The organism is Caballeronia arationis (assembly GCF_001544975.2).
GTDB lineage: Bacteria > Pseudomonadota > Gammaproteobacteria > Burkholderiales > Burkholderiaceae > Caballeronia > Caballeronia arationis.
In genome coordinates this window covers 55393-81194 of the sequence record NZ_FCOG02000027.1, presented here as the reverse complement: position 1 = coordinate 81194, position 25802 = coordinate 55393, and the positions used below count along the sequence as shown (strand labels likewise).

The following is a 25802-nucleotide window of genomic DNA, read 5'->3' as shown; positions in this document are numbered from 1 at the left end:
GTAATCTCATCAGACCACTAAGTCAAACGCACGGAAGATTCAATGGCTGAAATCGTTCAGCGTCGCAAGCTCTATCAGGAAGTACTCGACCGATTGATGGAGCGCATCCGCACCGGGGAAATCGCGCCCGGCGCGCAGCTTCCGTCCGAGCGCGAACTGATGGAAATCTATGGCGTCGGGCGGCCGGCGATCCGCGAGGCGCTGCAGACGCTCGAACGCTCGGGGATCGTCGAGATCGTGCATGGCGAGCGCGCGCGCGTCGTCGTGCCGACCGCGGAACGCCTGATCGCACAGATCGCGGGCGGCGCGATGCATCTGCTGCGCACGCAACCCGACATGCTGGAACACCTCAAGCACGCGCGCATGTTTCTGGAGACCGGCACGGCGCGGATGGCCGCCGAGCGAGCCACCGAGGAAGACGTCGCCCGGCTGCAACTGAAGGTGGCGCAGCAGCGCGCGTCGATGGTCAATCTGGAGGAATTCATCGAGCGCGACATGGCGTTTCATCGCGAGATCGCGCAGATCAGCGGCAATCCGATTTTTCCGTCGATTGTCGAGTCGCTGTTCAGATGGGCGGGTGAATACTACCGGCCGCTCGTCCGGGCTCCGGGCGCCGAGGAACTGACGCTCGCGGAGCATCAGCGGATCGTCGATGCAATCGGCGCGCGCGATGGCGACGCCGCAGCCGAAGCGATGCGCGCGCATCTGAGCCGCGCGAACGAGCTGTACCGGACGTTAATCCGCACTTAGCGATCAAGCGCTGCAAGGAGCATCGGCGATGCGTGCGAGAAGCGTGAATCTACGGCGGCGCGACTTTCTTTGCCGCTCCGGCGCGGCCTCGGCGGCGCTTTTGTTGTCGATGGAAACAGCGCAAGCCGCAGAGCCCACGCCCGCCTGCGCCGACGATCACCACGCCACGCCCCGGCAGACCGCCGGACCCTTCTTCCTGCCGAACTCGCCGGAGCGGACGATGCTGGTCGAACAAGGCATCGCGGGAACGCGGATCGTGCTGACGGGACGCGTCATCTCGGTGCGATGCCAGCCGATTCCGGGCGCACTGCTCGATTTCTGGCACGCGGACGACGCCGGTCAATACGACATCGACGGTTTTCGCCTGCGCGGCCATCAGTTCGCCGACAGCGACGGCCGATACTGCCTCGAAACCATTGTGCCGGGCCTGTATCCCGGGCGCACGCGGCATTTTCATGTATCGGTGCAGGCGCCTAATAGGCCGGTGCTCGTCACTCAGCTTTATTTTCCCCGTGAGCCGCAGAACACGCGCGACGGCCTGTTCGACCGGCGCCTGCTCATGTCGACGGACGAAAGCGGAAAGCCGGAGATGGCGCACTTCGACTTCGTGATCGTCACTTGAAACTGCACTTCATACGATCTGCGCGCCGCGATCCGCGAGCATTTGTCTGAGAATCCCGCGGTGACAGCGGCGCTCGTCGTCGCAATAGCAGCCGACCGAAAAACTGGACGTCTTCGAGAGCGCGGCGAGCAGGTCGAGCACCTTGCTCGCGTCGCCGGCGTTCATTTCCGCGCGGAACTTGCGCTCGAATGCGGACCATTGTGCGTCGTCGGTGGCGTTACGGCCTTGGGTCATCAACTCGGCACTCGGCGACAGAATCGGCAACCAGACGTCGTAATAGTCGCGCGAGGCGAATTCGGCCTTCGGCACGCCGCGCGGCGGCCGACGCACGGTGCCGATGCGCAATCCTTCGTCCTCGACACGTGCGCTGCCCAGCTGAATGATGCGGATGCTCATGCGTCGTTCCTCATGCCTGTTCGATGGCGATGTTGTCGCACGGAATCTTATCCGCGCGCCGCAATCGTCACGAGGCACATCGCATGCAGAGCCCTGCGCGATCAATCCCCACCGCTGCGCTCCATGCCATGAGCGAAACCGATCCCCGCGCGCCGTGCGCCGCGTGCCCGGGCGCGCGACACGATGGCATCGACGGTATGTTGCGCCGACGCCCGGCGGTTCTTCTTCGCGATACGCCCGAGCATGCGCGCGCTGTCGGGATGAAACGCCCAGTACATTGCGGCGATCCAGCCGATCACGGTCCAGCCGAGCAGCAGGTTGAACAGCGCGAGCAACAGCACCGAGCGGCGTTTGGTGCGGTCGGCGAGAATCGCGGGCAGCAGGTAGATCCCGGTTACGGCGATCGCCGCGAGTACTTCAAGTATTACCTTCAGCATGTTTGCTCCCATCGGCCGTCGTGGCCCCGGTGACCCGGTGCCGCATCGAATCATGCGGCGGGGTGATCGAAACATGCTAGGCACGGCATCCCGAAGGATCAATGTCGTTTGCAACAAAAGATTGTTGGCGCGGCGATTGCGCGACGGCCGCCAGGCGGGTCACTCGCTCTGCGCGTCCGCCGCACTCTCCCGCCCGCCCGACGCACGCCAGCGCGCCGGCGTCACCCCGATGTGGCGCTTGAAGACGCGCTGGAACGCGGCGTCGGACTGATAGCCGACCGATTCGCCGATCTGCGCAACAGGCGCCGCCGTCTCCAGCAGCGCGCGTCCCGCCATCGTCATGCGCACTTCGGTCAGCACGTCGGTTGCCGAACGGCCGATCGCCTCCTGGAACTGGCGCACGAACGTCGCCCGCGACATGTTGCAGAGCGCGGCGAACTGGTCGAGCGTCCAGGCTTCACCGGGCCGCTCGAACATCGCCATCAGCGCCGCCGACAAGCGCGGCCGCGCCGCGAGCGCCAGCAGCCCCGCGGGCGGCTGCGAACCCTCGCTCGCGAAGCGCAGCGTCAGCGCGAAAAGCGCGCCCGACAAGTGACTCACGAGCGACGCGCTGCCCGGACCTTCGTCGGAGGCTTCCTCCCGCATCAGTTCGATCAGACGTCGCAGGCGGGAGGCGCTCGGGAGCGCGTCGGCGGATGTTTGCGCGGGTTCGCCGCCCGCCGCGCTGCGCACGACCAGCCTTCCCGGCAGATGATCGCGCAGCAGCCGCTCGGGCATGGCGCCGAGCAGGAACCGGCCGCACAGGATGTCGGCGACACCGTCCTGCTCGCCGCCCGGCTCCGGTCCGTTGCCGGCCACGGCAAAGCCGTTGCCTTGCCGCTCGGAGATGGGTAGCGGCGGCTTGCCGCTGCCGTCGTGGATGCGGTGCGCGGAACCGCCCGGAAACACGACGATGTCCCCCGCGATCAGTTGTTGCGGCGCTCCATTGCCGTCCTCGACGATCGCGCTGCCTGACAGGAGCACGTGATAGGGAATCTCACGCACGCCCGCGGCCGCCTGCTCGATCGCCCACGGCGCGCCGAAATGGCATCTGACATCCAGACGCCCGCTGACGGGCATCAACGAAAGAAGCCGGCTTAGCAAGTCCATATTTTTCGGCAGTCAGTGTGTAGGGACAGGACGACAACTTTAACCCTGCGGTTCGCGGCACGAAGGATGCTGAAAGAAAAGCACCGGATAACCGGACATACGGAGACAACCATGAAACCCCTTCGAACGATGACGGCCGCCCTCGTCCTGATCGCGAGCACGAGCGCCTTTGCCCAGAACGACGCCAAGACGCCGCCGAGCGCGAACCAGGGCGCCAACATGGGCAACGCAGCCAAGAGCGACCCTGCCGCGAGTGCGCCCAGCGGCGGCTCAGGCACGCTGATGCAGCAGCGCGAAAAGGGCATGGCGCCCAACAGCGCGTCCGGCGGCAGTTCGACCGGCAAGATGAAGCAATAGCGCACGCTCATCGCTGGACGAACGCGTCGATCATTCGCGCGAGGGCGAGCGGATACTGGAACATCATCGCGTGTCCCGCATCGTCCACGATGCGTAGTTGCGACCGCGGGATGAGTTCGTTTAGCGCTTCGGCATTGGCGTGCGCAAGGACGTCGTCGCGCTCACCCGCGACGATCAGCGTCGGCACTGTGACGCGCCGCAGCGCGTTCGCTGCGGCGGCATCGGCGAACCAGCGCTCCATCGCGCGGTTCTGCTGTGCCGCCACCGCGTCGTCGAACGGCGTCTCCTTGTAGCCCGGCAGCGCGAACATGTCGCTGGCGAAGCATTTCATCGCGTCGCTGAGCGCGTCCGGCGGGAACAGCACGCCCATGATCTTCCCGAACGCGTCGGGGCCGTGGCTCGACAACACTTCACCGGTTGTGGCCGCGAGCGGCGTCGCCCGCGGGCCGGGCGGCGCGGTGGCGATCAGCACGAGCCGGTCGATTCCACGATGCGACCCGGCAACAAGCTCCTGCGCGATCATCCCGCCCATCGACCAGCCGACGACGGCCACACGCCGCAAGCCGAGCTTCGCGATCAGATCGGCCGCGTCGGCGGCCATGTCGCGCATGCCGTAGTCCGGGCCGTAGCGTCCGGTCACGCCGGTCGAACGGCCGACGCCACGGTTGTCGAACACGATTACATCGTGATGGCGCGCCAGTTCGCCGAGGAAATACGCGTCCCATTCCGCGATGCTCGCGCGGTAGCCCGTAATCAGCACGACGGGCGTGCCGTGCCCGAAACGGTAATACGCGAGCGGCCCGTTCCTTCCCTCGACGACTTGCTCCCGCAACGTTCCCGCACGGTCCGGCCGGAAGGTGTCGAGGCCGCACAGTTCGCTCTGCCCGAGCGCGATTTGTTCGGCGGCAACGGGTAAAGCCGGAGTCAGCAGCGCAATGCTTACAAACGAGCACGCGAGTGAGCGCGCGAAGAGGCGCAAGCGTCTGGACGGTTGCATCGGACACCCCTGTTTTTTATTCGGATCGCGATGGCGGGACGGCACGAGAGCGCGGTCTCGCTTATGGCCGTCTATGCGCAAACCACTTCATAATAATGAAGGACCGGGCGTCCTGGCCAGACGCAGAACGAACGCCGCCACACGCCTTCGCAGAGGAAGTTCCGACAATGAAAACGCGATCCCTGTTGCTCGCCGGCTGCACCGCCCTGCTCGCCGCGTGTGCGCAGAGCGGGCCCGTCGAATTTTCGATGGGCGGCAATCCGCCGCCGTCCGCGAACGGGAACGCCGATGCCGACTTCTCCGCCATGGACCGCGCGATGGACACGTGCAAGCAGTCCGCGAAACAGGCGGGCGCCGGGCGCTGCACACAGGTGCGCGCCTACGAGGCGTGCATGAAGACGCAGGGCTATATCACCGTGCTCGGCCCGGAAAATCCGCCGGACTGCGGCCAGCCGGCGTGGGAAGAGGACGTGCGCAAGTGGCTGAAATGAGCGCCTGCTCGCAGCCCGGGCGCTATACGCGCTTCGCGCTGCGCATCGCGATGGTGTAGATCGCGGCGCCCGCCACCGCGCCGATTAGCCAGCCGAAGTTGTTCGCCGGCAAGAGCTTGAGAAGTTGCGTGCTGATCTCCCAGCCGACCGAGATGAATCCCGACACCAGAAGCGCGACGAGCCCCACCCTGTTCCAGCCGCCGTCGTAGTAAAAACGCCCGCTCGGCGACATCGTGTAGAGCTCGGCGGTCTGCACGACCTGCTTCTTGACGAGATAGAAGTCGGCCATCATCACGCCGTACATCGGAGCGAGCACGGCGCCGAACACTGAGACGAAGATCGTGATCGCCTTCGGGCTGTCGACGAAGATCCACGGGCAGACCAGCACCGCGAGCACCGAGGCGATCAGCCCGCCCTTCTTGAAGTCGACGTGCTTCGGGAACAGGTTGGCGATGTCGTAAGCCGGCGACACGAAGTTGGCGACGATGTTGATGCCCATCGTCGCGATGATGAACGTCACGCTGCCGATCGCCACCGCGATCTTGTTGTCGATGCGCGAGACGATCTCGACCGGGTCCATGATCATCGTGCCGAAGACTTTGGCGCTGCCCGAGGTCACGATCACCGTGATGATCGCGAAGGCGATGAAGTTGACCGGCAGCCCGAGAAAGTTGCCGATCTTCATCTGCCGCTCGCTTTTCGCGAAGCGCGAGAAGTCGCCGAAATTGAGCAGCAGCGCGGCGAAATAGCTGATGACGAGCAGGATCGCGTTGCCCATGCCGAGGAATTGCGCCGTGCCGGAAAGCTTCTCGCCGCCGAGCGTGAGGTTCAGGCTGTCGAGTCCCGCGCGCGACAAAATCCAGCCCATCAGCACGATCATCACCACGTAGACGGCCGGGCCGCAGAAGTCGATGAACTTGCGGATGATTTCCATGCCGCGCTGGAAGATGATGAGTTGCAAGAGCCACATGAAAAGAAAGCTGACCCAGCCGAGCAGGTCGAGGCGCAGGAAAATCGTGTCGCGCAGCGCGATCGCGGACGGCACGAAGAGCAACAGGAGCGTCGCGACCGCCTTCGACGCGAAATAGGTCTGCACGCCATACCAGACGATCCCGACGACGCCGCGAATCAGCGCCGCGAGGTTCGCACCCATCACGCCCATGCTGACGCGCGCCATCACGGGAAACGGGATGCCGTGCGTGAGGCTCGGCTTGCCGACCCAGTTCATCAGCACGTAGACGACGAGAATTCCCACCGAGAGCGCGAGCAGCACCTGCCAGCCGGAGATGCCGAGCAGAAAGAGGCTCGCGGCGAACGTATAGCCGCCGACGCTGTGCACGTCCGACATCCACATCGCGAAGATGCTGTAGCCGGTCCAGGTGCGTTTCGCGCGCGGCACGGGCGCGAGGTCGTGGTTCCAGAGGCGCTCGTTGGCGTCGGTGATGGGCGCGTCGCTGTCGAACGCGGATGCGTGGGCGACGGGGGTATCGGCCATGGATGTCTCCTCGGGTCCGGCAGCGCCGGGCGGCGGCAACTGCCTGCTTGGCTGCATCACATCGACTGCATGTGTTCGGTTGAACGACAATCCGGCGAACCATCGCTTTGAGATTACTCGATGCGGCGGGCCGCGTCTGCCGCATCAATTTGTTTTTTTGAGGCGCGGCGGGAAACGGTCGCGCCGGCGGAAAGCGCTGGCCTAAAGTTGTGCTCGCCGGCTGCCGATAAGCCGGACATGAAAAAGAAACGTCTCTCCTCTCGCGACATGCACGACGCCTTCGCCGCCGCCGGCGAGACGCTCGCGCTGATTTGCCGGCTGCGCGGCATCAACGCTTCGGACCTGCCGCCCGACGAGGTCGACGCGTTCTGGAACATGGCGCTCGACGTCGCCGCCCGCAAGGACCCGCTGCCCGACGAAGCGCGCCGCAGCATCTGAATTTTCCCGGCCCGCATCGGGGTTGCAGGACCGCGCCGGGTGGCGCGAAAATTGCGGCATCGGACCGCGAGGCGCGGTGTTCTCGCGTTTTTATCGTCCGATTCCCCGATTGCCCCGATTGCCCGACCGCGCGCGAACCTGCACCCTCGCGTCGCGGCGCCGATGACGGTCTCCCGCCCGCCGTCGGCACGGCGGAGATCCCATGTCGACGTTCATCTGGAAGTGCCTGGGTCCTCAAGTCCGCAACGTCGCGCAGCATCCCGGCGTGTTCATCCTGCGCACGCTGAAGGCGTTTCGCGCCAACCAGGGCATGCTGCTGGCGGGCGCCGTCGCGTACTACGCGCTCTTGTCCATCGTCCCGCTCCTGATCCTCATCGTGATCGCGCTGTCCAATCTGGTCGGACAGCAGACCCTTCTCGACAACCTCGCGCGCCTGCTCGAATGGCTCGTGCCCGGCCAGGCCCGCGCGGTCGTCCATGAACTGTCGAATTTCCTTGCGCATCGCGCGGTGATCGGCTGGCTGCTGCTCCTCACGATGATCTTCTTCAGCTCGCTCGCGTTCACCGTGCTGGAAAACGCGATGTCGGTGATCTTCGTGCACCGGGTCGCGATCCGGCGCCGGCACTTTTTGCTCTCCGCGCTCCTGCCTTACTGCTACATCCTGTGCCTCGGCATCGGCATGCTGATCGTGACGCTCGTGTCGAACGGCCTGCAGGCGATGGGTGCGAGCAGCGTCGATCTGTTCGGCGCCGACGTCTCGCTCAAGGGCGTATCGCGCGTGCTGCTCTATCTGCTCGGCCTTGGGGGTGAGATTTTTGTGCTGACCTCGATCTACCTCGTGATGCCGGTCGGCCGCCCGTCGTTGCGGCACGCGCTGATCGGCGGCGTGACGGCGGCGCTGCTCTGGGAAGTCACGCGGCACGTGCTCGTCTGGTATTTCGCGACGCTCTCGCAGGTGAGCGTCGTCTACGGCTCGCTAACGACGGCGATCGTCGTGCTGTTCAGCCTCGAAGCGCTCGCGACGCTGCTGCTGTTCGGCGCGCAGGTCATCTCCGAATTCGAGCGCTTCGGCACGCCCGCCGACGAGGCGCCGCCGGAGCCGTTTCACACCGGCTGAACCAGTCGCAACCAGTCGCGCCAGAGCCGAAATCTGGGACCGAAAACTGCTGATCATGTGCGCTGGCCGATCGCGTCCGGCGCGTCCCGAAACGCATCCACCGCACCGCAAGCTCCCGACTGGCCTGGCTCTGCCGCCTCCTGACGGCGGCATCCCAGCGCGAGGAGCCGCGAGCCGCCGGCGAGAATTGCCTTGTTCCCGCAGCTTTCTCGTAAAATCAGTTGAAGCAGGCGTCACTTCGGCCGATTTCGTCAGACGAATCGCCGGATTTTCCCTCTTTCCCTTGCGGCGCGTGCAATTTGCGCCCCAAGGCTTGCGTCGCGCGCAAACGTTTTCTTCACGCGCGCCCGGGAAAACGCCAGCTCGCGGCACATTTTTTCGCGCTTCGCGCCGCGTTGCACTGAAGGGGCATCCCCTTCGTCTGACGAACCGTTTTCGGAGACGCTGCCATGGCAACACGTGACATGCCGCCGACATCCGGGCGCCCACTGCCGGATGCCGACGTCGACTATTCGGACGACGACCTGCCGCTGCCTGCGCCGCCGCGCTTCGGGCGCCTGGCGCTGTGGGTCGTATCGGCGAGCGCGCTGGCGGTGGGCGTAGCGGGGACGGTGGCTTATCGTGTGTGGTTCAGCCACGATCAGCGCGCCTACGTCGAAGCGATGGCGAACGCCCGCGAAAACCTCGGCATGACCCAGGCGGCCCAGGCGCAGCAGACGCTGTCGTACGGCGCCGTCGATACTTCGACACCGCCCGTGCGGCAGGTGGCCGTGGCAAGCGCCGATTCCGACCCGCGCGCCGCGCTCGATGCCGCCACGAACGTCATGCCGCCTGACGACCCCGCTCAGTCGCCTACCCCGACCGCCATTCCCGCCGCGCCGGGCCGCCTCGCGGCGATCAGCGCCGACGCCGCGCCCGCACCCACGGCTCCCGCGCGCGAAGCCGCTTCGAACCGTGCGAACCGCGCCTCGAACCAGGCGGTCGCGCAGAATCGCCGCCATTCGACGCAGCGCGCGAAGCAGAACCAGAGTCTCTTCGCCCGCATGGGTTCGTTTTTTCACCGCGTGAATTATCGACAGAATGTCAACGGAAGCCAGCGAGACGAATATTCCCGTCCGTGATCCGCGCCTCGCGCGGCCGGCGTTCATGCTGCGCTTCAGGCGGCCGGGACCGGCGCTGATCGCGGGCGCCTCGCTCGGCTGTCTGCTGATCGGCCTCCTGTTTGTCGCCGTGCAGGTGCGCGCGATCTTTTCGGCCCAGTTGCAGCAGGAATACATCGGGCTCGTTCTGGAAGCGGTCGATCGCGCGGAAGGCGCCCGCGATTCTGCGGCGGCGCTCAGAGGCGCGCCCGCTGTCAGCGCCGAAAAGCCGACCTCCGATCCCGAAGCCTATCCCCGCGCGCGCCACGATCTGTCCGAGCGTCTCGCAACACTCGATGCGTTGGTGAGCGCAAGCCCTGCCCCGGCGCCGCCGTTTTCGAAGGCGGCGCTCGCCCCCGATGCGCCATTCGATACCGCGAGCCAGTCGCTCGATGCCGCTGCGTCGTACTGGCGCGCGCAGCGCGAAGAAGTCAGCGACGCGATGCGCAACCGTATTTCGCGGGTCGCCGACACGCTGATCCTGCTCTCGGCGATCGTGTTCGGCGTGCTGGTCACGGCGCTTGGCATGTACGCGAAGCACAACCGGCTGCTCGCCGGCCGGTCGCACGAATTCGAGCACGCCGCGCTGCACGACGCCATGACCGGCCTGCCGAACCGGCGCCGGCTCTTTGCCGCGCTGGAGGCGACGGCGAAGAGCGCGGGCCGGATCGCGGTGCTGTACATCGATCTGGACGGCTTCAAGCGCGTGAACGACACCCAGGGCCACCGGATCGGCGACGAATTCCTGATCGCCGTGTCGAGGCGCTTCAGGCAGTCGGTGCGCACGGGCGATGTGGTCGCGCGCATCGGCGGCGACGAGTTCGCGGTGCTCGTCTCGCGCTTCGAATCCGACTCCGAGCTTGCCGCGATCGCGCAACGCCTGATCGCCTGCGTCGCGCAGACGGACCAGCAGATGGCGCTCGGGCTCGTGCGCGCGAGCATCGGGATCGCGACGTTCCCGGATCGCGTCGACGACTACTGGCGCCTCGTCGCTGCCGCCGACGAAACCATGTACGAGGTCAAGCGCAACGGCAAGGACGGGTTTGCGTTCGCGTCGGCTTCGTCGTGAGCGCCGCGCTGCGCGTCAGGCCGCCGCCTGTTGCGTACCCTCCACTTCCCCGCCGAGCGCGTCGGCGAGATCGGCGAAAAGCCGCGCCAGTTCGGCCGTCATCAGCGTGAAGTCGGATTCGAAGCGCTCGTCGTCGTTTTGCGCGGTCGGCTCGGACGCTTCCTTGATCACGTCGAGCGGGCTCACGCGCTTGAGTGCCAGCGACGGCGTCAGCACGAACGAGACGCGGTCGTTCCACGTCATCGCGAGCCGCATGCACTGCTTGCCGCCCTCGATGTGGCGCCGCATATCCTCGGCATCGAGCGCGTGGCCGACGTAGCGCACCGTCGCATTGCCTTCACCCGTCGAACGCAGTTCCGTGTCCTGGTCGAGCGTGAAGCCGCCGGGTGCTTCGCCGGACAGGAGCCATTCGGTCATCGCCGAAACGGGCGAGCGCGCGACGCGCAGCGTGTTGAGCGGCAGGCGGTCGATCGATTTCACGAGCAGGCTGCGTACTTCGTCCGCGAGCGTCGGCGACGCCGCGTCGATGGCGAGCCAGCCGTTCACCGTATCGATCCACACGCGCGTGTCGCGGCGGATGCTGAAGGCGCGCGGCAGCAGTTCGTCGGTGACCTGCTCCTTGAGCTCGCGCATCTGCTTGCGGCCGGGCTTGAAACCCTGCTGCTCTTCGAGTTCGGCGGCGCGCGCCTTCGTCACCTGATTCACGACGGACGCCGGCAGCAGCTTCTTTTCCGCGCGATAGACGAGCAGCATCTGGCGGTTGGTCGAATAGACGAGCGCGCCGTCATCGCGCGGCGACGCCCAGCCGTGCGCCTGCATCTCGACGGTATTGCCCGGCGCAAAGGCATGCGCGCCGAGCCACTTCTCCAGTTGATCGGGAGTCACGGCCCAGCGGACCGGAAGACGGTGAAGCTGAAGGTTCTTGAACCACATGGGAGCGCCCTGCAAAAAGCAAAGCGGGCCATTCTAACCGAGCATGGCATCGATGCGCTCGTCAGTTGGCCGCAGCCCGCCGTGCAGGCACGATGCGCCAGCCGAGATTGACGCCCGCCGCCGCCAGCAGGATCAGCGCGGCGCCCGCGAACTGTATCCACGCGAGGCGCTGGCCGAACGCGAGCCAGTCGACGGCGATCGCCACCACCGGATAGATGAACGACAGCGCACCCGTCATCGCGGTCGGCAGCTTCTGGATCGCGCCATAGAGCAGCACGTACATCAGCCCCGTATTGACGACACCGAGCACGACAAGATCGATTGACCCCGAACTCGCGGCGGGCAACTGGTCGAGGCGCACGAACGGCGCGAGCATCGCGATGCCGAGCGACACGTGCAACAGCGCGATCAGATGCGGCGGCGTGCCCTTCAGGCGCTTCGTGACGATCGACGAGATCGCGTACAGGAACGCCGCGCCGAGCGCATAGCCGATGCCCTCGAGGTACTGTCCGGGCATCGCGAGCACCGCGGGCTCCACACGTACCACCATCACGAGCCCGACGAACGCGATGCCGAGCCATATGACCGTCGAGGGCGTCACGCGCTCGCGCAGCACGAGCACGCCAAGTGCGACGAGCATGAACGGCTGCGTGTTGTAGACGGTCGTCGCCATCGAGATCGACGCGCGCGAATAGGCTGCGAAAAGCAGCAGCCAGTTGCCGACGATCGCGACACTTCCGAGCGCGACGAGCGCCAGCATGCGCCAGGAAAAATAATGCCGGCGCAGCATGCCGAGCGCCGCGCATACGGCAAGCAGCGTGGCACCGCCGAATACACAGCGAAAGAACACGACGTTCAACGGCGTCTGCCCGGAAGACACGACCAACCAGCCGATCGTGCCCGACATCAGCATCGCGGCGCTCATTTCGATTGCGCCGCGGCGCGTTTCGTTCGTGTTCATGATTCTGTCGCCAGGGGTCTTCGATGCGAATCAGTTTATCGGCCCCAACAGCGCGAAGCCATGCACGAAATCAGGCAAACTGGCCGTTCCACCTTCTGTTTGAAGCCGATCATGCCGAAAAGCCTTTCGACTCCATCTTCCGCCCTCGATGAGATCGACCGCGAACTGATCTCGATCCTCGCCGACGACGGCCGCATCGCGATGAGCGAGCTTGCGCGGCGCATCGGATTGTCGGCGCCGAGCACCGCCGAACGCGTGCGCCGGCTCGAAACGGTCGGCGTGATCCAGGGCTTCGCCGTGCAGATCGACCCGCGCGCGCTCGGCTACACGCTGCAGGCAATCGTGCGCGTGAAGCCGTTGCCGGGCCAGTTGCATCTCGTGGAGGAAGAGATCCGGCGCATTCCGGAATTCGTCGAATGCGACAAGGTCACGGGCGACGACTGCTTCATCTGCCGCCTGTTCCTGCATTCGATCGAGCAGCTCGACGCGATTCTCTCGAAGGTGACGGAGCGCGCCGAGACGAGCACGGCGATCATCAAGTCGACGCCCGTCGCGCGCAGACTGCCGCCGCTCGCCTGAGCAATGCGTGCATCGTCGGATAAAGGGCACGAGTGAGCCGTGCGCGGCGCAACGGCGCTACACTGGGTGGAGAATCACCAGGAGGAACACCATGCCCGACATCGACGCCAACCGCACTTTCCGCGGGCTTCCCCTGACCGCCGAACAGGACGCCGAAGTCCGCCACTACATCAAGAAGAAGAAGCAGCACGGCGAGCCGTGGGACACGCCTGAACTGAGCGCCATGCTGCACGACATGCTGGAGCCGCCCGGCGAGGATGACCTGGTCGACGGCGAGTCCGACGACGGCACACGCGCGGCGGCGGAACGCGCGTCGGCCTTCATCGACGAAGCGATGGACCCGATCGAGGCAAAAGAGGAATGGAACGCGGCGATGGAAGCCGAGGCAATGAAAGGATCGAAACGCTGAAAGACGGCACGCGATACCGCCTGCAGGGCCGCATTGCGCGGCCCCCGTTGCCCGCGAATCAGTGCCTGTGCCTCATCCAGTCGCGAAGCGGATGGGTGTCGAGCCAGCGTGCGGCGTGCGGCTCTCCCTTGTGCTCAGCCCGGCGGCGGGCCACCAGCACGACGGCAATACAAAGTACCACTACGATTCCAACTATCAAGCTGATCATCGACTCAGTCATGGCAGCCTCCTCCGAGGTCGGGGCCATGCTTACATTGTAGGTGAGCCGCCGAATATCACCAGTCTTCACCGTTCGCCCGAAGACACCGGCAGCCATCTACGCTCCGAGGCACATCGCGCCGAGCGCGATCACGACGCACGAGGCGATGCGTTGGAAGTTCAGGGGCTCGCTGAGCAACATCCTGCCGATCAGCGCGGCGAATACCACGTTCGTCTCGCGCAACGCCGACACCGCGCCCATCGCGCCGAATTGCACCGCCCGGATCACGGCGATCGACACAATTCCGCCGCCCGCCGCGCGGCCGAAAATGGCGGATTCAGTGCGCAATGCTGCAACGCCGCGGAGCGCAATGAAAACGGTTTAAGCAATTCAATCAGTGGCTCGGTTTCGCGCCCATCGCTGATGCCGCCGCTCGGCCGGGGGATGCCGGTTCGCTGCAATGCCGCATCCGGTCTAGGCCCACGCAGGTGTCGCACAGGTGTCCTATAGTGCAAGCACCACGTAAAGGAGGCAGATCATGGCGACATGGAGACCGGACCCGAGCTTCTACCCGTCACCGAGGCTCGCAGCCAAGGCGCCGCCCGAGACGCTCGCGTACGTCGCAACCTTCGATCCCGACCGGCAGCAGCCCGACGCCATCGCGGTGGTCGATGTCGATCCGCAATCGGCCACCTACACGCAGATCGTCAGCGAACTGGCGATGCCCAATACCGGCGACGAACTGCATCACTTCGGCTGGAACGCATGCTCGTCGTGCCTGTGCCCGAATGCGCCGCATCCGCACGTCGAACGGCGCTATCTGGTCGTGCCGGGGTTGCGTTCGTCGCGCATCCATATCGTAGATACGAAGCCCGATCCGAGGAACCTGACGATCGTCAAGACGATCGAGCCCGAAGAGATTGCCGAGAAGACCGGCTATACGCGCCCGCACACGGTCCACTGCGGGCCGGGCGGCATCTATGTGACCGCGCTCGGGAATGCCGAAGGCAAGGCGCCCGGCGGCATCATGCTGCTCGACCAGCAGAGCTTCGATCCGCTCGGACGATGGGAAGTCGAGCGCGGCCCGCAGCAGCTCGCCTACGACGGCTGGTGGCATCTCGGCTACGACACGCTCGTCACGAGCGAATGGGGCACGCCCGACACGTTCGAAAACGGCCTCGTCCCGGAGATCCTGCTCGGCGCGAAGTACGGCAGGAAGCTGCATTTCTGGGACTTCACGCGCCGCAAGCACCTGCAGGAGATCGATTTCGGCGACGAGTACCAACTCGTCTTCGAACTGCGCCCCGCCCACGATCCGACCAAGCCCTACGGCTTCGTCAACTGCGTGATCAGCCTGAAGGATCTGTCGTCGTCGATCTGGACGTGGTACCGCGACAAGGACAAGTGGGCGGTGAAGAAAGTGATCGACATTCCCGCCGAACCCGCAGACGCCTCCGTGCTGCCGCCAATGCTTAAGGGCTTCGGCGCGGTGCCGCCGCTCGTCTCGGACATCGACCTGTCGATGGATGACCGCTTTCTCTACGTCTCGTGCTGGGGCACCGGCGACATGTTGCAGTACGACGTCTCCGATCCGTTCGCACCGAAGCTGACGGGCAAGATCCGCATCGGCGGGATCGTGGCGCGCGAGACGCATCCGGGCGCGAAGAATGGCGCGCTGAACGGCGGACCGCAGATGGTCGAGGTGAGCCGCGACGGCCGGCGCGTCTACTTCACGAATTCGCTGTACGGCGCGATCGACAACCAGTTCTATCCCGAAGGCATTGAAGGCTGGATGGTCAAGCTCGATGCCGATCCGTCGGGCGGGATCGCCGCGGACAAAGACTTCTTCATCGACTGGCCGAAGGGCCGCCGGCCGCATCAGATCCGGCTGCAAGGCGGCGACTGCTCCTCCGATTCGTATTGCTTTCCGTAAGCGCCGCCTTCATGGAGACGCAATCGGCCACGCTCTGGTTGAGCGCCGCGGGGCTCGGCGCTTTCCACGGCATCAATCCGGCGATGGGCTGGCTCTTCGCCGTCGCACTCGGCCTTTACGCGCATAGCCGGCGCGTCGTGCTGATCTCGCTCGTGCCGATCGCGATCGGGCACGCGGCTTCGGTCGCGCTCGTGCTGGCCGGCGCACTCACGCTCGGCTCGCTCGTCGATCATGTCTATCTGAACCGCGCGTGCGGCGTGCTGCTGATCGGCTGGGGTGTGTGGTGCGCGGTGCGCGGGCATCGCGGAAAACCTGCCGTTGGCATGAGAACCGGGCTCGCCGGGCTCGCGCTGTGGTCGTTCCTGATGTCGAGCGCGCATGGCGCGGGGTTCATGCTGATACCCGCGCTGCTGCCGCTGTGCGCGGGCGCGGGATCGGGCGGATCGGGCTCGCTCGCGCATGCGCTGCCTCTTGGCGCGCTCGCCCTCGCCATTCATACGCTCGCGATGCTCGTGGTCATCGCCGCGATTTCGGTGTTCGTCTACGAGCGCGCGGGCGGCCTCGGCTTTCTGCGCACTGGCTGGATCAACGCGGACTTCGTCTGGAGCGCCGCGCTCGTGCTGTGCGGCGTCCTGCTGCTCGTCGTGTAGGAGTGGCCCGCGTGTCAAGCCACGCGGGCCGGCGGCACGTCAGAAGTTATGCCGGATGCCGAGGCTCACCGAAAGCTGCCGGTCGTTGTTCGAATTCGGCAGGTTCGGAATCTGCGCGTAATTTGCCGCCGCGCCCGTCGCCGGATCGATGCCGATGCCCGCCCCCGTTGCCTTCTGCATGATCGCGACGCCGTAAAGCGCGGTGCGCTTCGACAGCGCGTAGTTTGCGCCGAGGTTCACCTGATGAAAGCGCGTCGACGAGCCGCCGTCCGGCTTCGCGACGTTGTAGATGTACGCCGCTCCAAGCTGCAGGAATGGCGACACCGCATACGTCAGGTTGATCTCGCCGATGTCGAACGCGATGTTCCTGCCGATCGGCTCGGCGGCGCTCGCGAAGTAGCGGCTGTGATCGAGCAGGCTGTGCGTGTACGCGAGCGCGATCGTCGCGGGTCCGATCGCATAGGACGCCGCCGCGCCCCAGGCTTTCAGCGCATCGGCGTTCTGCAACTGGCAATAGAGCGCCGACGCGTTGCTGCAAGCGAAGTCGCCGATATAGCCCGCACTGCCACCGAGTGCCGCGTCGAGCGGATTCTGCAGGTTCAGGTAGCCCGCGCTGACCGACACCGGCGCCATCGCGTAGGTCGCCGCGAACGAATAGCCGCGATTCTGCGCGAAATCGCCCGCGACACCGCCGAGGCTGAACGTGCCGCCAAGCGTGAAGCCGTGCCAGTCCGGGCTCACGTACTTGATCGCGTTGTTGAAGTTGAACGCTTCGTTGAGGTTGTCGACGTCGCCGATGTGTGAGCCATAGAGCGTCGCCAAGTTGTTGCTCGACACGTAGGGCCCGAGGAAGTCGGAGTACGAGTCGTACTGGCGGCCGAACGACAGCGTGCCATAGCCGTCCTTCGCGAGTCCGACCCATGCCTGCCGGTTGAAGAGCGAGCCACTCTGCACGAAGTTGCCGGTGCCCGTGTAGAAGCTGTTCTCCAGCATGAAGGTGGCCTTCAGCCCGTCGCCGAGGTCTTCCACGCCTTGCAGGCCGTAGCGCGACGGCACGAGATTACCGCCCGTCATTGCCCAGCCGTGTCCCGCGCCGATGCTGCCGTCGGCGCGCGTGAACTGCTGGCTGCTCGTGTAGGTGATCGCGCCATCGACGGTGCCGTAGAGCGTCACCGAACTCTGGGCCGATGCATACGTGGAGGCGCCGAGGAGCGCGGCGGCCAGCAAGCGTTTCTTCATTCGTCCGATCTCACGCATGGTTGATGAGCACCGATTTCGTTTCGGTGTACATGTCGAGCGCGGCGCGGCCGAGTTCACGCCCGAAGCCCGACTGCTTGAAGCCGCCGAAGGGCATCGCGTTGTCGAGCAGCGAGTGGCAGTTGACCCACACCGTGCCCGCCTTGATGCGCGGAATGAGCTTGTGCACCGCCGACAGATCGTTCGACCAGATGCTCGCACCGAGACCGTAAGGCGTATCGTTGGCCTGCGCGACGACCGCGTCCGTGTCCTTGAAGCGCATCGCGACCAGCACCGGTCCGAAGATCTCCTCGCGCACGACGCGCATCGAATGATCGGTATCGACGAGCACGGTCGGCTCGACGAAAAATCCCGCGCCCTCGCCTCGCTTGCCGCCCGTGATCGCGCGCGCGCCTTCGGTGTGGCCCGCGTCGATATAGCCGAGCACGCGATCGAGTTGCCGCGCCGACACGAGCGGCCCGATCTGTGTCGAGGGATCGAGGCCCGGGCCGATCTTCATCGACTTGGCGATCGCGGCCACGCGTTCCATCACTCGATCGAACACCTTGTCGTGCACATAGACGCGCGAGCCCGCGGTGCAGACCTGTCCCGAGTTGAAGAAGATCGCGTTGGCGACGCCTTCGGCCGCCTTGTCGATATCGACGTCGGGCAGCACGATTACCGGCGACTTGCCGCCGAGTTCGAGCGACATGCGCGTCATGTTGTCGAGCGCGGCATGGCCGATGGCCTTGCCGGTCGGCGTCGAGCCGGTGAATGCGATCTTGTCGAGGCCCGGGTGCGCAGCCAGCGCGGCGCCGGCGGTCCTGCCGTAGCCCGTGACGATGTTGATGACGCCCGCCGGGAAGCCGGTTTCGGTCAGCAATTCGCCGAGTCGCAGCGCGGAGAGCGGCGTGTCTTCGGCGGGTTTGAGCACGACGGTACAGCCGGCGGCGAGCGCGGGCGCGAGCTTCCATGCGGCCATCAGCAGCGGGAAATTCCAGGGAATGATCGCGCCGACCACGCCGACCGCTTCCTTCCTTGTATAGGCGAAGAACGCATTCGACGGGCTGTATGGAATCGATGCGTCGACGGTGCTGCCTTCGATCTTCGTCGCCCAGCCGGCCATGTAGCGAAAGCAATGCGAAGCCATCGACACGTCGAGTGCTTCGGCCACCGCCACCGGCTTGCCATTGTCGAGCGCTTCGAGTTCCGCGAATTCGCGGGCGTTTGCTTCGATCGCGTCGGCGGCGCGCAGCAAGAGGCGCTCGCGGTCGCTCGGCTTCATGCGCGACCACGGGGAATCGTCGAAGGCGCGGCGCGCGGCCTGCACCGCGCGGTCGACGTCCGCTTCATGCGCGGCCGGCACGCGGCACAGCACGCTGCCATCGGCGGGATTGGTCACGTCGATCGTTTCGCCGCTCGTGCTTGCGTGCCACGCGCCGTCGATCAGCATGCGCTTTTCTGCCGCGATGAACGCGCGCGTCTTGTCGAGCATCGCGAGTGGATGCGTTTTGTGGTCAGTCATGTTTGTCTCCTTTGAGGTGGTCTTGTCTTTGAACACCGTTTGATGCGTCCTGCGATTTCACTCGAAACTTGTTTTCTTAGTGGTCTATTAGCTCTGCCCCTGTCCGGGGCGGGACTTACTTTCTTTCTTGCTGCAAAGAAAGTAAGCAAAGAAAGCAGCTTTTCTGGCAGCAGTCACAACACGTCAACGCACTAGCATTACCGAGTGGCCCAGCGCCTAAGTGTCGCCCTCAAACATCGACGCGGCTTGGTGCGCGGCACGCACTGACACCTCTAAAACTTCAACAGAGCGGTATGCGCTACGTTCCGATCCGTCCGCGCTTCGCTCGGACGACGGGCACAATTGAAAACCAGCGAATTGCAACCTCGACCGCGAAGCTCAACTGCGCGACTGGATGTACCTCTCGTCCAGCGAAGCGAAAACGGATGAATGACTGCTGTGCCAATACGTTCACTGTGCGATGACACAGTGCGTGCCGCGCGCCAAGCCCCGTGGATGTTTGAGGGCGACACTTAGGGGCTGGGCCAATCGGTATTGCCAGTGCGTTGCCGTCCTAAGACTGTTGCCTGAAAAAGCTGCTTTCTTTGCTTACTTTCTTTGCAGCAGCAAAGAAAGTAAGTCCCGCCCCGGACAGGGGCAGAGCTAATAGACCACTAAGAAAACAAGTTCCATAGAAGCGCAGAAACATCAAACAAGCGCTAAACACTTGCTAATAGTGTTCGGGCACGGTCGAAATGCCCTTAGCCTGAAGCTTCTTCACAATTCCCAAGCGCGTCTTAGCAACATCGGTCAGCGCAGGCCGCCGATGCGCCGCGATTTCCTCGGCGGTATAGGCCTTGAAACCCGCCGGCCGGGTCGATGCGTTCATCGTAGCGAGCACCCAGTTGAGCACGTTGGCGAGTTCCGCATCGCTTAGCGCCGAGTTCGATGCGCCCGGCACGCGCATCACGAACTCTCGCCCCTCTGGCATGCCGACGAAATGCCCGAGCGACTCGCGCAGCGCAGGCACCTTGCCGGGAATACCGGAACCGTCGGCCGTGTGGCAGCCCATGCAGTTGAGCACCCAGCCCTGCCTGGCCTGAACGGCGTCGTAGGCTTCGGCTTGCGCTGCCACTGCATGCAGGACCATCACCGTGAGAAGAACGACGCCGGCCAGCTTCATAGCCCGAGACTCTTCACGACGCCTTCACGCTGCGCATGCACCGCAGAGCCGTCGACAGGGCTCGCCCGCAGCGCCTTGATCTGCTCGGCGTCGAACGGCTTCGCGCTACCGTGCTGCGCGTTCAGGTCGAACACGACGTAGTTCAGAACCTCGGCGATCTCGGCATCCGACATCGAAGCGAACGACGGCATCTTGAAGTTGTAGCTCTTGTCCTTGACCTTGATCGGCCCGAACATGCCGTAGAGCACCGTATAGCCGAGATGCCTGCGCCCTTCGTCCGTGCCCGCGTACTTGCCCGGATACTCGACGAGCGGCGGTGCAAGCCCATCCATCCCCTTGCCGCCCGCCTGATGGCAGACGACGCACTTGCCGTCGAAGGTCGCCTTGCCGCCTGCATACTGCACGGCCTGCGCCTGTGCGACCGAAACGCCGCACGAGAGCGCCGCGGCGATGAGCGTAGTCATGATTTTCATTGCTTCGCCGCCCCCAGCAACACCGACACGGAACAGTGGTAGTTCGCGTTGCCGTTGGCCATGCACCAGTTGATGTCGTTGTTAAGCGAGAGCTTGTAGAGCGGCTTCTCGCGTTCGTTGCGATTACAGAAGCAGCGTCCGCATGAGGTCTTGCCGCAGCAGTCGTTGTACGACACGATGTAGTCGGACCCGTCGTGCGGATTACGGCAGGTGCCGATCCACGTGATCGGCGAAGCCGTGGTGCCCGGCGGGCAACTGCTCGACGTGCCGCCGCAGCAACTGCAAAGCCAGCCGTCGATCGCGCAATATTTCCAGTAATCGCAGCTCGTCGGGTCGTCGGTCTTCGAGGCACCCGGCTTCTTCGGTTCAGCGGCGTAAGCGGTGCGATCGACAGGCAAGAGCGGCACCATCGCCGATCCGACCAGTACCTTGCCGAGCTTCGCCATCGCGCTGCGTCGCGAGGAACGCTGCGCCACGCCGCGCGCCGAGTGTTCGAAAAAAGAGTCCAGCCATTTCATGGATGCTGTCCTTGGTTCACTTGTGGGATCGTTCAAGCGCGCGCGTCTTACGCGTGCTGGGCGTGTTCGTGATCGTGATCGTGTTCATGAGCCGCATGCTCGCTGCCGTGCACGAACTCCTGAAGCGATGCGACGCCGCGCTCCTTCGCCTCGAAAAGGCTCTCCAGATGCTCGCGCGTATTGACGAGGCCCTTCGCGCGCACCTTGCCCTCGTCGTCCAGCAGCACGGCGTAAGGCAGCTTGCCGATCTGGTACGCCAGACCCAGTTCCTGAGACAGCACGTAAGGCAGTTGCGGAAGATTCGTCTTGCGATAGAACGCCGCGTGCTCGGTGACATCGCCATCGCTTGCGAGGACGACATCGGTCGCGCCTTCACGCGACTGGATCGAAGGCAGGAGCGGCAGCAGCTTCTTGCAGACGGGACACGTCGGCGAGAGGAAGAACAGGAGCGTGCTGCGGCGTGCCGGCGAGATGCCGCCCACCTTCACGGCGCGCCCGGCGAGATCCAGCAGTTCGAACGAAGGCGCGATCGCACCGACCGCCGGACCCTTGTCGATCATCAGGGCGCCCGCGGGCATCATGCGTTCGTAGAGGATGCCGACCTGGCGCACGAGCGCGAGGCAGATCGCGCCGAGCGCGAGCAAGGCGGCCCAGGAGAGCGCGGTCGAAATGATAAGAGCGGTTTGCATCATGAGTTCCTTAAGTGTTCGAGCTTGGGAAGATTGGCGAGCAGCACGTCGAGCGTGAGCATTGCAGCGACGGCGAAGAGCGTTCCGGCACCGACCGTCACGTAGTCGAACCAGACGATCGCGCGCGGGTCCTGTGCGACGAGCGCAGCCGCGGCAGCAACGCCGAGCAGCGCGACACGCGATACGTGCCACCATCCGATGCGTTTCGGCGCCGTGCGCGAAGCCGCCGCGAAGCCTGCGCAGCCGCAGTCGATATCGGTATTGCCGCGCAGGATGTTGATTGCGAGTGCGCTGCCGAACGCGGCGAACAGCACGATCAGGAGCGCGGCGGAAGCTATGCGTGTCGCCGGAAACAGCAGCCCGATTGCGCCGAGCGCTTCGAGTACCGGCACCCCATAGGCCATCGGCGTGACAACGAACGAAGGCAGCAGCCGGTAAGCCGCGAGCGACGCACCGAACTTCGCCGGCTCGCGCAGCTTCGCGGCCGCGCCGAGCAGGACGACGATCGCGACCGCCGCGACGCACACCATGAGAACAACTGGATCGAGCATGGCGGCCACCTCAAGGATTGACGAGCAGCGTCGACGTCGAGCCGAGCTGCTTTTCGACGTGCTTCAGCTTGCCGGTCTGCGCATCCATCACGACGAGATCGGAGGTCGGCGTGAGGCCGTAGAAGAGCGGCTTGTCGTCGATGCTGACCTGGATCGAGAGGAACGGATCGATCTTTTGCTTCGCGAGATCCCAGCGCGCGATACGCTTCTTTGTCGTCGTATCGAAGACCCATACTTCGGTGGCCGGATCCTTGTGCGAACCGTCGGCGCCCTTGTGCATCGCGACGAAGACGCGATGCGTGCTCGCATGCAATGCGATCTGCTGGAGACCGCCCGGGCGCCAGCCCGCCTTCTTCTCCTGCGCGCTGACGAGCGGCCACGGCGTGCCGAACGAAGGCGCGTCGCCCGAGAAATCGGCGGTGCGGACGTTGCCTTCGTAGGTGAGGAACCAGTACTGGTTGCCCACGCGCGCGGCGTTGATGAACGCCGGATCGCGATCCACGTCGATGAATGCGTCGGAGAGCTTGCGGCCCGTTTCCTTGCCGTTCGCATCGAGCGTGATGGTCAGCGCCTTGCCGCTCTCGCACATTGCCGAGAAGCGGTTGTTGCCGCTCGGGTAAGCGAGCACGCAGCCGTCCGTGTCGACTTCGCCGAGCACCTTCTTCGCGGCCGTGTCGATCACGGTGACCGAAGTCGACGGCGTGATGTTCGCCACGTAAAGCAGGCGCCCGTCGTCGGACAGCGCGGTGTTGTACGGCGACGGCACGTGCTGGCCGTGCTTCGGCGGAATCGCTATTTCGCCGGTGACGGCGAGCGTCGTGTTGTCGATCAGCTCGACGACATCGGTGCGATCACCGTGCGAGCCGCGTGCGAAGTACGTCGTCGCGATGTAGCTCGTCTTGTGGTCCGGCGAGATCGCGAAGCCCGGTGCAAAGCCGCCGTCGATCTGTCCGATGAAGTGGTTGGCGTCTGCATCGAACACGTGCACGCGCGCATCGGTCATGCTCGCGAACGAGATGTCCGGCACGTAGATCTGGTGCGGACTATAGGGCGGAACCTTGGCGACGGTCAGCTCTTCCGGCTTCTCGGCGGCGCTCGCCAGATGCCATGCCACTAGACCAGACATCACCGCCGCCATCGAGGCGGCCAGCCGTCTGCGTTTCATCGTTTCCCCTCCGTAGGTCTATCGTGGGACAGACTCTAAGGCGAGGAAAAAAGGCGGTCGCGCCGGGAACGGCAAGGCGTGCTTGCCGATTTGGGATAGTCGAAAGACGGGTGAAAGAGAGGACGACGAACGCTGGTTCGAAACGCTCGCCGTTGATCGACGCTAGGAACGTCGAGCCGTCTGCGACGGCAGTTCTCCGAACTGGTTGCGATAGTCGCTCGCGAAATGGCCGAGATGCGTGAATCCCCAGCGGGCTGCGGCTTCGGCGACGGGGACGTCGCGCTGAGGCGTCGAGAGCAGGAGGCGCCGCACCTCCATGAGCCGGATCGAACGCAGGTAGTTCGCGGGATTCGTCTGCGCGACCGCCTGAAAGCTGTTTTGAATCGTGCGGCGGCTCACGCGCAGCGCGGCGCACAGGTCGAGCACCGACACCGGTTCTTCCGGACGGGCGAGCACGAGTTCGTGGCTGCGCCACACGATCTCGTGCTGGCACGCCTGCGTGAGACGGCTCGTCTGGTCGGGGAAGTGATAGGTGATCAGGTCGAGGATGCCTTCGGCCACTTCCTGCGCGAAGCGGCGCTGTCCCTCGTGATCGGCGATGCGCTCCGGCTGCGCGAGCACACGTTCGAGCGCCTCGACCATGCGCCGGCCCACGCGAATGCCGGCCGCGGGCGGAATGTCTATGACATCGCGGTCGAACAGGCCGTTGTCCATATCGAGACCGGCGGCGTCCGCGACCATGCCGAGCACGTGCGGTGCGATGGCGATCCCGACGAGCGACATGTCCGCCGGCGAATGCAGCGTGAACTCTTTCGCGCCCGACGCGACGACCATCGCGCCCTGCTCCAGCTTCACTCCGCGAAAGGTAAAGGGCGCGCTGCCGTTGAGCGCGAGTCCGAACGTGGTGTAGCCGGCCGGCAGGCCGCCGCGCTGCACCACACGCACGTTCGCGGCCTCCTGGAACACCTGCACGCCGTCGACGGCGACCTGCTTGACCGTGCTCTGGAACGCACCGGCACCGATCTGGTCGTAGCGCTGGTCCCAGCCTTGCAGCGCCGCGGCGTGCCGGTCGGCGTCGTTGAATACTTCGTGATTGACGTACACGGCGTCTCCTGTCGACCAGAGTTGGCGCTTTAGCGCCTTACTCTGCTCCCATGCAGTTTGTTGCGTCGACCAGAGCTGGCGCTTTAGCGCGTTACTTTGGTCCCATGCAACTTGTTGCAAATTAAGCTGCGGCGTCTTGCGCGCCGATCGGCAAGCATAAACCGTCCACGCGGATGGTCAATAAAGATTAACCATGTCTCGCGTCATCGATTTACTGCGCGGCTTTTCAGGGACAGGTCAGCGCGCTTTCGAAACAGTCGATCGTGTATTCGCAGGCCGGCGTGAGCAGGGCATCGCGGCGCGTCACGACGCAGAGCTGCACGGCAGGCAGTGGTTCGTCGATCGGTATTTTCACGAGGCGCTCGCCGATCCACGGCGCGCGCAGAAATCTTTCGGGGACGGCGGCGAGTGCGTCGGTCCCGCAACTCAGTTCCATGCCCGCCGCGAACGACGTGCATTCGACGACGCGCGGCGTCTCGCCGCCGGAGGCCGTTAGCGCCTCCAGCACGCCGTGGCCGAAACTCTCCTGCGCGGTGTTCAGGACCCACGTTGCGTGCGCGAGGTCGGCGAGCCTGCGTGCGGTCGCGAGCGGATGCCCGCGACGCCCGACGATCGCGAGCGGCACCTCGGCTACCGGACGATACGACAGGTCGCCGCGCAGCTTGTCCATGTCCACGACACTCAGCAGGAAATCGAGAGAGCCATCGCGCAGCCTGCCGACCGACGGCCCGACAAAGCCGTCGTGAATCACCAGTTGCAACTCCGGCATGCGCAGCCGCACCTGATCGACGACCTGCGCGATTGATTGCATCGCCGCGAATGGCGTGATGCCGAAGGTCACCTTTCCGCCACGGCCGCCGAGCGCCTGTTCGATGTCCTCGCGCACGCGCCGCATCTCCGCGAGGATCAGCGATGCGCGCGCGTATACCCGCTCGCCGGGCGCGGTGAGTTGCATGCCGGTGCCGCTTCTCACGACCATTTGCGCGCCGAGGTCCTCTTCGAGTTCGCGGATTGCCTTCGTGAGCGCGGGCTGCGAGAGGCTGACCGCACGCGCGGCCGCTCGCACCGTGCCGTGTTCCGCGATGGCGACCAGCGCGCGCAATTGATGATGCTTGAGACTCGTCTCCACGGCGTTGTCCCTGTCGTTCGGATGTTGTCGGAGTGACAGGCTATCGCATCACCGGCGGTTATCGCGATCACAAACGGGCGTTTTTGTTTTCGGGCGCGCTGGCCGAGCATGAAGCCATTCGCAATGACC

The 25802-nt window shown here is 65.0% G+C and carries 30 protein-coding genes; 12 read left to right on the top strand and 18 right to left on the bottom strand.

Annotated features, from left to right (window positions below; genetic code table 11):
• Positions 1–42 precede the first annotated feature (42 nt).
• Positions 43–750, top strand: coding sequence for a transcriptional regulator NanR (locus tag AWB81_RS18325; RefSeq protein WP_062637879.1), 708 nt, complete (start codon positions 43–45; stop codon positions 748–750).
• 28 nt (positions 751–778) lie between these two features.
• Entirely contained in the window at positions 779–1372 is a 594-nt protein-coding gene (locus AWB81_RS18320; protein ID WP_062637877.1) for a dioxygenase family protein, read from the top strand.
• Between the two features lie 9 nt (positions 1373–1381).
• Here AWB81_RS18320 and AWB81_RS18315 read toward each other — a convergent pair whose 3' ends face one another.
• The 3 genes from AWB81_RS18315 to AWB81_RS18305 form a co-directional block, all read right to left on the bottom strand.
• The gene (locus AWB81_RS18315) at positions 1382–1768 is read right to left on the bottom strand and encodes a DUF488 domain-containing protein (protein WP_062637875.1); all 387 of its coding nucleotides are present in this window, start codon (positions 1766–1768) and stop codon (positions 1382–1384) included.
• Positions 1769–1869: 101 nt separating this feature from the next.
• Positions 1870–2205, bottom strand: coding sequence for a superinfection immunity protein (locus AWB81_RS18310; protein WP_062637926.1), 336 nt, complete (start codon positions 2203–2205; stop codon positions 1870–1872).
• A gap of 159 nt (positions 2206–2364) precedes the next feature.
• A complete protein-coding gene (locus AWB81_RS18305) occupies positions 2365–3354 on the bottom strand; it encodes an AraC family transcriptional regulator (protein ID WP_062637873.1) in 990 nt (329 codons plus the stop codon).
• Positions 3355–3465: 111 nt separating this feature from the next.
• Between AWB81_RS18305 and AWB81_RS18300 the strand changes: the two genes are divergently transcribed.
• On the top strand, positions 3466–3711 hold the full coding sequence (locus AWB81_RS18300; protein WP_143753648.1) for a hypothetical protein: 246 nt from the start codon (positions 3466–3468) through the stop codon (positions 3709–3711).
• A gap of 7 nt (positions 3712–3718) precedes the next feature.
• Here AWB81_RS18300 and AWB81_RS18295 read toward each other — a convergent pair whose 3' ends face one another.
• Positions 3719–4708: an alpha/beta fold hydrolase gene (locus AWB81_RS18295; RefSeq protein WP_062637870.1), complete on the bottom strand. Its 990-nt coding sequence runs from the start codon at positions 4706–4708 to the stop codon at positions 3719–3721.
• Positions 4709–4875: 167 nt separating this feature from the next.
• On the opposite strand from AWB81_RS18295, the gene AWB81_RS18290 reads away from it, so the two are divergent.
• The gene (locus tag AWB81_RS18290; protein ID WP_062637868.1) at positions 4876–5199 is read left to right on the top strand and encodes a hypothetical protein; all 324 of its coding nucleotides are present in this window, start codon (positions 4876–4878) and stop codon (positions 5197–5199) included.
• Positions 5200–5221: 22 nt separating this feature from the next.
• Here AWB81_RS18290 and AWB81_RS18285 read toward each other — a convergent pair whose 3' ends face one another.
• Complete coding sequence (locus AWB81_RS18285) at positions 5222–6694, bottom strand: NCS1 family nucleobase:cation symporter-1 (protein WP_062637865.1); 1473 nt, start codon at positions 6692–6694, stop codon at positions 5222–5224.
• Positions 6695–6931: 237 nt separating this feature from the next.
• Between AWB81_RS18285 and AWB81_RS44725 the strand changes: the two genes are divergently transcribed.
• From AWB81_RS44725 to AWB81_RS18270, 4 genes are all read left to right on the top strand, one after another.
• Positions 6932–7132: a hypothetical protein gene (locus AWB81_RS44725; protein ID WP_143753647.1), complete on the top strand. Its 201-nt coding sequence runs from the start codon at positions 6932–6934 to the stop codon at positions 7130–7132.
• A 202-nt stretch (positions 7133–7334) separates the two neighbouring features.
• Positions 7335–8249, top strand: a complete 915-nt coding sequence (locus AWB81_RS18280; RefSeq protein WP_062637863.1) for a YihY/virulence factor BrkB family protein — start codon at positions 7335–7337, stop codon at positions 8247–8249.
• 449 nt (positions 8250–8698) lie between these two features.
• Entirely contained in the window at positions 8699–9370 is a 672-nt protein-coding gene (locus tag AWB81_RS18275; protein WP_235025827.1) for a hypothetical protein, read from the top strand.
• A complete protein-coding gene (locus tag AWB81_RS18270) occupies positions 9330–10457 on the top strand; it encodes a GGDEF domain-containing protein (protein ID WP_087135050.1) in 1128 nt (375 codons plus the stop codon). Before AWB81_RS18275 ends, AWB81_RS18270 begins: the two co-directional genes overlap by 41 nt.
• 15 nt (positions 10458–10472) lie before the next feature.
• On the opposite strand, the gene AWB81_RS18265 is transcribed toward AWB81_RS18270, so the two are convergent.
• Positions 10473–11390 carry a recombination-associated protein RdgC gene (locus AWB81_RS18265; protein WP_062637859.1) on the bottom strand — a complete coding sequence of 306 codons (918 nt, stop codon included), beginning with the start codon at positions 11388–11390 and terminating at the stop codon, positions 10473–10475.
• Between the two features lie 61 nt (positions 11391–11451).
• Positions 11452–12351, bottom strand: coding sequence for a DMT family transporter (locus AWB81_RS18260; RefSeq protein WP_062637857.1), 900 nt, complete (start codon positions 12349–12351; stop codon positions 11452–11454).
• 111 nt (positions 12352–12462) lie between these two features.
• Here AWB81_RS18260 and AWB81_RS18255 point away from each other — a divergent pair, with 111 nt between their 5' ends.
• Both AWB81_RS18255 and AWB81_RS18250 read left to right on the top strand, forming a co-directional pair.
• Positions 12463–12930, top strand: a complete 468-nt coding sequence (locus AWB81_RS18255; protein WP_062637922.1) for an Lrp/AsnC family transcriptional regulator — start codon at positions 12463–12465, stop codon at positions 12928–12930.
• A 91-nt stretch (positions 12931–13021) separates the two neighbouring features.
• Entirely contained in the window at positions 13022–13339 is a 318-nt protein-coding gene (locus AWB81_RS18250; protein ID WP_062637855.1) for a hypothetical protein, read from the top strand.
• A 316-nt stretch (positions 13340–13655) separates the two neighbouring features.
• Here AWB81_RS18250 and AWB81_RS18240 read toward each other — a convergent pair whose 3' ends face one another.
• Positions 13656–13886: a hypothetical protein gene (locus tag AWB81_RS18240; RefSeq protein WP_062637851.1), complete on the bottom strand. Its 231-nt coding sequence runs from the start codon at positions 13884–13886 to the stop codon at positions 13656–13658.
• A gap of 190 nt (positions 13887–14076) precedes the next feature.
• Between AWB81_RS18240 and AWB81_RS18235 the strand changes: the two genes are divergently transcribed.
• Complete coding sequence (locus tag AWB81_RS18235; RefSeq protein WP_062637848.1) at positions 14077–15471, top strand: selenium-binding family protein; 1395 nt, start codon at positions 14077–14079, stop codon at positions 15469–15471.
• 11 nt (positions 15472–15482) lie between these two features.
• Positions 15483–16121, top strand: a complete 639-nt coding sequence (locus AWB81_RS18230) for a hypothetical protein (protein ID WP_062637846.1) — start codon at positions 15483–15485, stop codon at positions 16119–16121.
• 39 nt (positions 16122–16160) lie between these two features.
• Here the strand turns inward: AWB81_RS18230 and AWB81_RS18225 are convergent, their stop codons facing one another.
• The 10 genes from AWB81_RS18225 to AWB81_RS18180 form a co-directional block, all read right to left on the bottom strand.
• Entirely contained in the window at positions 16161–17360 is a 1200-nt protein-coding gene (locus AWB81_RS18225) for a porin (protein WP_062637920.1), read from the bottom strand.
• Between the two features lie 10 nt (positions 17361–17370).
• On the bottom strand, positions 17371–18882 hold the full coding sequence (locus tag AWB81_RS18220) for an aldehyde dehydrogenase family protein (protein ID WP_062637844.1): 1512 nt from the start codon (positions 18880–18882) through the stop codon (positions 17371–17373).
• 709 nt (positions 18883–19591) lie between these two features.
• Positions 19592–20044 (bottom strand): c-type cytochrome, encoded by a 453-nt coding sequence (locus tag AWB81_RS18215; protein ID WP_062637842.1) that lies wholly within the window; start codon positions 20042–20044, stop codon positions 19592–19594.
• On the bottom strand, positions 20041–20508 hold the full coding sequence (locus AWB81_RS18210) for a c-type cytochrome (protein ID WP_087135056.1): 468 nt from the start codon (positions 20506–20508) through the stop codon (positions 20041–20043). Before AWB81_RS18210 ends, AWB81_RS18215 begins: the two co-directional genes overlap by 4 nt.
• A 5-nt stretch (positions 20509–20513) precedes the next feature.
• Positions 20514–21035: a methylamine dehydrogenase light chain gene (locus AWB81_RS18205; protein ID WP_062637839.1), complete on the bottom strand. Its 522-nt coding sequence runs from the start codon at positions 21033–21035 to the stop codon at positions 20514–20516.
• Positions 21036–21082: 47 nt separating this feature from the next.
• Positions 21083–21727 carry a methylamine dehydrogenase accessory protein MauD gene (gene mauD, locus AWB81_RS18200; protein WP_062637837.1) on the bottom strand — a complete coding sequence of 215 codons (645 nt, stop codon included), beginning with the start codon at positions 21725–21727 and terminating at the stop codon, positions 21083–21085.
• Complete coding sequence (locus tag AWB81_RS18195; RefSeq protein WP_062637835.1) at positions 21724–22275, bottom strand: MauE/DoxX family redox-associated membrane protein; 552 nt, start codon at positions 22273–22275, stop codon at positions 21724–21726. The genes mauD and AWB81_RS18195 overlap by 4 nt, the downstream gene beginning before the upstream one ends.
• Positions 22276–22285: 10 nt before the next feature.
• The gene (locus AWB81_RS18190) at positions 22286–23440 is read right to left on the bottom strand and encodes an amine dehydrogenase large subunit (protein ID WP_062637833.1); all 1155 of its coding nucleotides are present in this window, start codon (positions 23438–23440) and stop codon (positions 22286–22288) included.
• Between the two features lie 162 nt (positions 23441–23602).
• Positions 23603–24544 (bottom strand): helix-turn-helix domain-containing protein, encoded by a 942-nt coding sequence (locus tag AWB81_RS18185; protein WP_062637831.1) that lies wholly within the window; start codon positions 24542–24544, stop codon positions 23603–23605.
• A gap of 226 nt (positions 24545–24770) precedes the next feature.
• Positions 24771–25673, bottom strand: coding sequence for a LysR substrate-binding domain-containing protein (locus tag AWB81_RS18180; RefSeq protein ID WP_087135049.1), 903 nt, complete (start codon positions 25671–25673; stop codon positions 24771–24773).
• Between the last annotated feature and the right edge of the window lie 129 nt (positions 25674–25802).

Coding starts and splice junctions, on each gene's coding strand:
- AWB81_RS18320 (WP_062637877.1), top strand. CDS start 779: ATGCGTGCGAGAAGCGTGAATCTACGGCGGCGCGACTTTCTTTGCCGC.
- AWB81_RS18205 (WP_062637839.1), bottom strand. CDS start 21,035: ATGAAATGGCTGGACTCTTTTTTCGAACACTCGGCGCGCGGCGTGGCG.
- AWB81_RS18300 (WP_143753648.1), top strand. CDS start 3,466: ATGAAACCCCTTCGAACGATGACGGCCGCCCTCGTCCTGATCGCGAGC.
- AWB81_RS18325 (WP_062637879.1), top strand. CDS start 43: ATGGCTGAAATCGTTCAGCGTCGCAAGCTCTATCAGGAAGTACTCGAC.
- AWB81_RS18250 (WP_062637855.1), top strand. CDS start 13,022: ATGCCCGACATCGACGCCAACCGCACTTTCCGCGGGCTTCCCCTGACC.
- AWB81_RS18305 (WP_062637873.1), bottom strand. CDS start 3,354: ATGGACTTGCTAAGCCGGCTTCTTTCGTTGATGCCCGTCAGCGGGCGT.
- AWB81_RS18270 (WP_087135050.1), top strand. CDS start 9,330: ATGTCAACGGAAGCCAGCGAGACGAATATTCCCGTCCGTGATCCGCGC.
- AWB81_RS18190 (WP_062637833.1), bottom strand. CDS start 23,440: ATGAAACGCAGACGGCTGGCCGCCTCGATGGCGGCGGTGATGTCTGGT.
- AWB81_RS18215 (WP_062637842.1), bottom strand. CDS start 20,044: ATGAAGCTGGCCGGCGTCGTTCTTCTCACGGTGATGGTCCTGCATGCA.
- AWB81_RS18275 (WP_235025827.1), top strand. CDS start 8,699: ATGGCAACACGTGACATGCCGCCGACATCCGGGCGCCCACTGCCGGAT.
- AWB81_RS18225 (WP_062637920.1), bottom strand. CDS start 17,360: ATGAAGAAACGCTTGCTGGCCGCCGCGCTCCTCGGCGCCTCCACGTAT.
- AWB81_RS18315 (WP_062637875.1), bottom strand. CDS start 1,768: ATGAGCATCCGCATCATTCAGCTGGGCAGCGCACGTGTCGAGGACGAA.
- AWB81_RS44725 (WP_143753647.1), top strand. CDS start 6,932: ATGAAAAAGAAACGTCTCTCCTCTCGCGACATGCACGACGCCTTCGCC.
- AWB81_RS18230 (WP_062637846.1), top strand. CDS start 15,483: ATGGAGACGCAATCGGCCACGCTCTGGTTGAGCGCCGCGGGGCTCGGC.
- AWB81_RS18295 (WP_062637870.1), bottom strand. CDS start 4,708: ATGCAACCGTCCAGACGCTTGCGCCTCTTCGCGCGCTCACTCGCGTGC.
- AWB81_RS18220 (WP_062637844.1), bottom strand. CDS start 18,882: ATGACTGACCACAAAACGCATCCACTCGCGATGCTCGACAAGACGCGC.
- AWB81_RS18255 (WP_062637922.1), top strand. CDS start 12,463: ATGCCGAAAAGCCTTTCGACTCCATCTTCCGCCCTCGATGAGATCGAC.
- AWB81_RS18285 (WP_062637865.1), bottom strand. CDS start 6,694: ATGGCCGATACCCCCGTCGCCCACGCATCCGCGTTCGACAGCGACGCG.
- AWB81_RS18310 (WP_062637926.1), bottom strand. CDS start 2,205: ATGCTGAAGGTAATACTTGAAGTACTCGCGGCGATCGCCGTAACCGGG.
- mauD (WP_062637837.1), bottom strand. CDS start 21,727: ATGATGCAAACCGCTCTTATCATTTCGACCGCGCTCTCCTGGGCCGCC.
- AWB81_RS18195 (WP_062637835.1), bottom strand. CDS start 22,275: ATGCTCGATCCAGTTGTTCTCATGGTGTGCGTCGCGGCGGTCGCGATC.
- AWB81_RS18290 (WP_062637868.1), top strand. CDS start 4,876: ATGAAAACGCGATCCCTGTTGCTCGCCGGCTGCACCGCCCTGCTCGCC.
- AWB81_RS18210 (WP_087135056.1), bottom strand. CDS start 20,508: ATGACTACGCTCATCGCCGCGGCGCTCTCGTGCGGCGTTTCGGTCGCA.
- AWB81_RS18260 (WP_062637857.1), bottom strand. CDS start 12,351: ATGAACACGAACGAAACGCGCCGCGGCGCAATCGAAATGAGCGCCGCG.
- AWB81_RS18280 (WP_062637863.1), top strand. CDS start 7,335: ATGTCGACGTTCATCTGGAAGTGCCTGGGTCCTCAAGTCCGCAACGTC.
- AWB81_RS18235 (WP_062637848.1), top strand. CDS start 14,077: ATGGCGACATGGAGACCGGACCCGAGCTTCTACCCGTCACCGAGGCTC.
- AWB81_RS18265 (WP_062637859.1), bottom strand. CDS start 11,390: ATGTGGTTCAAGAACCTTCAGCTTCACCGTCTTCCGGTCCGCTGGGCC.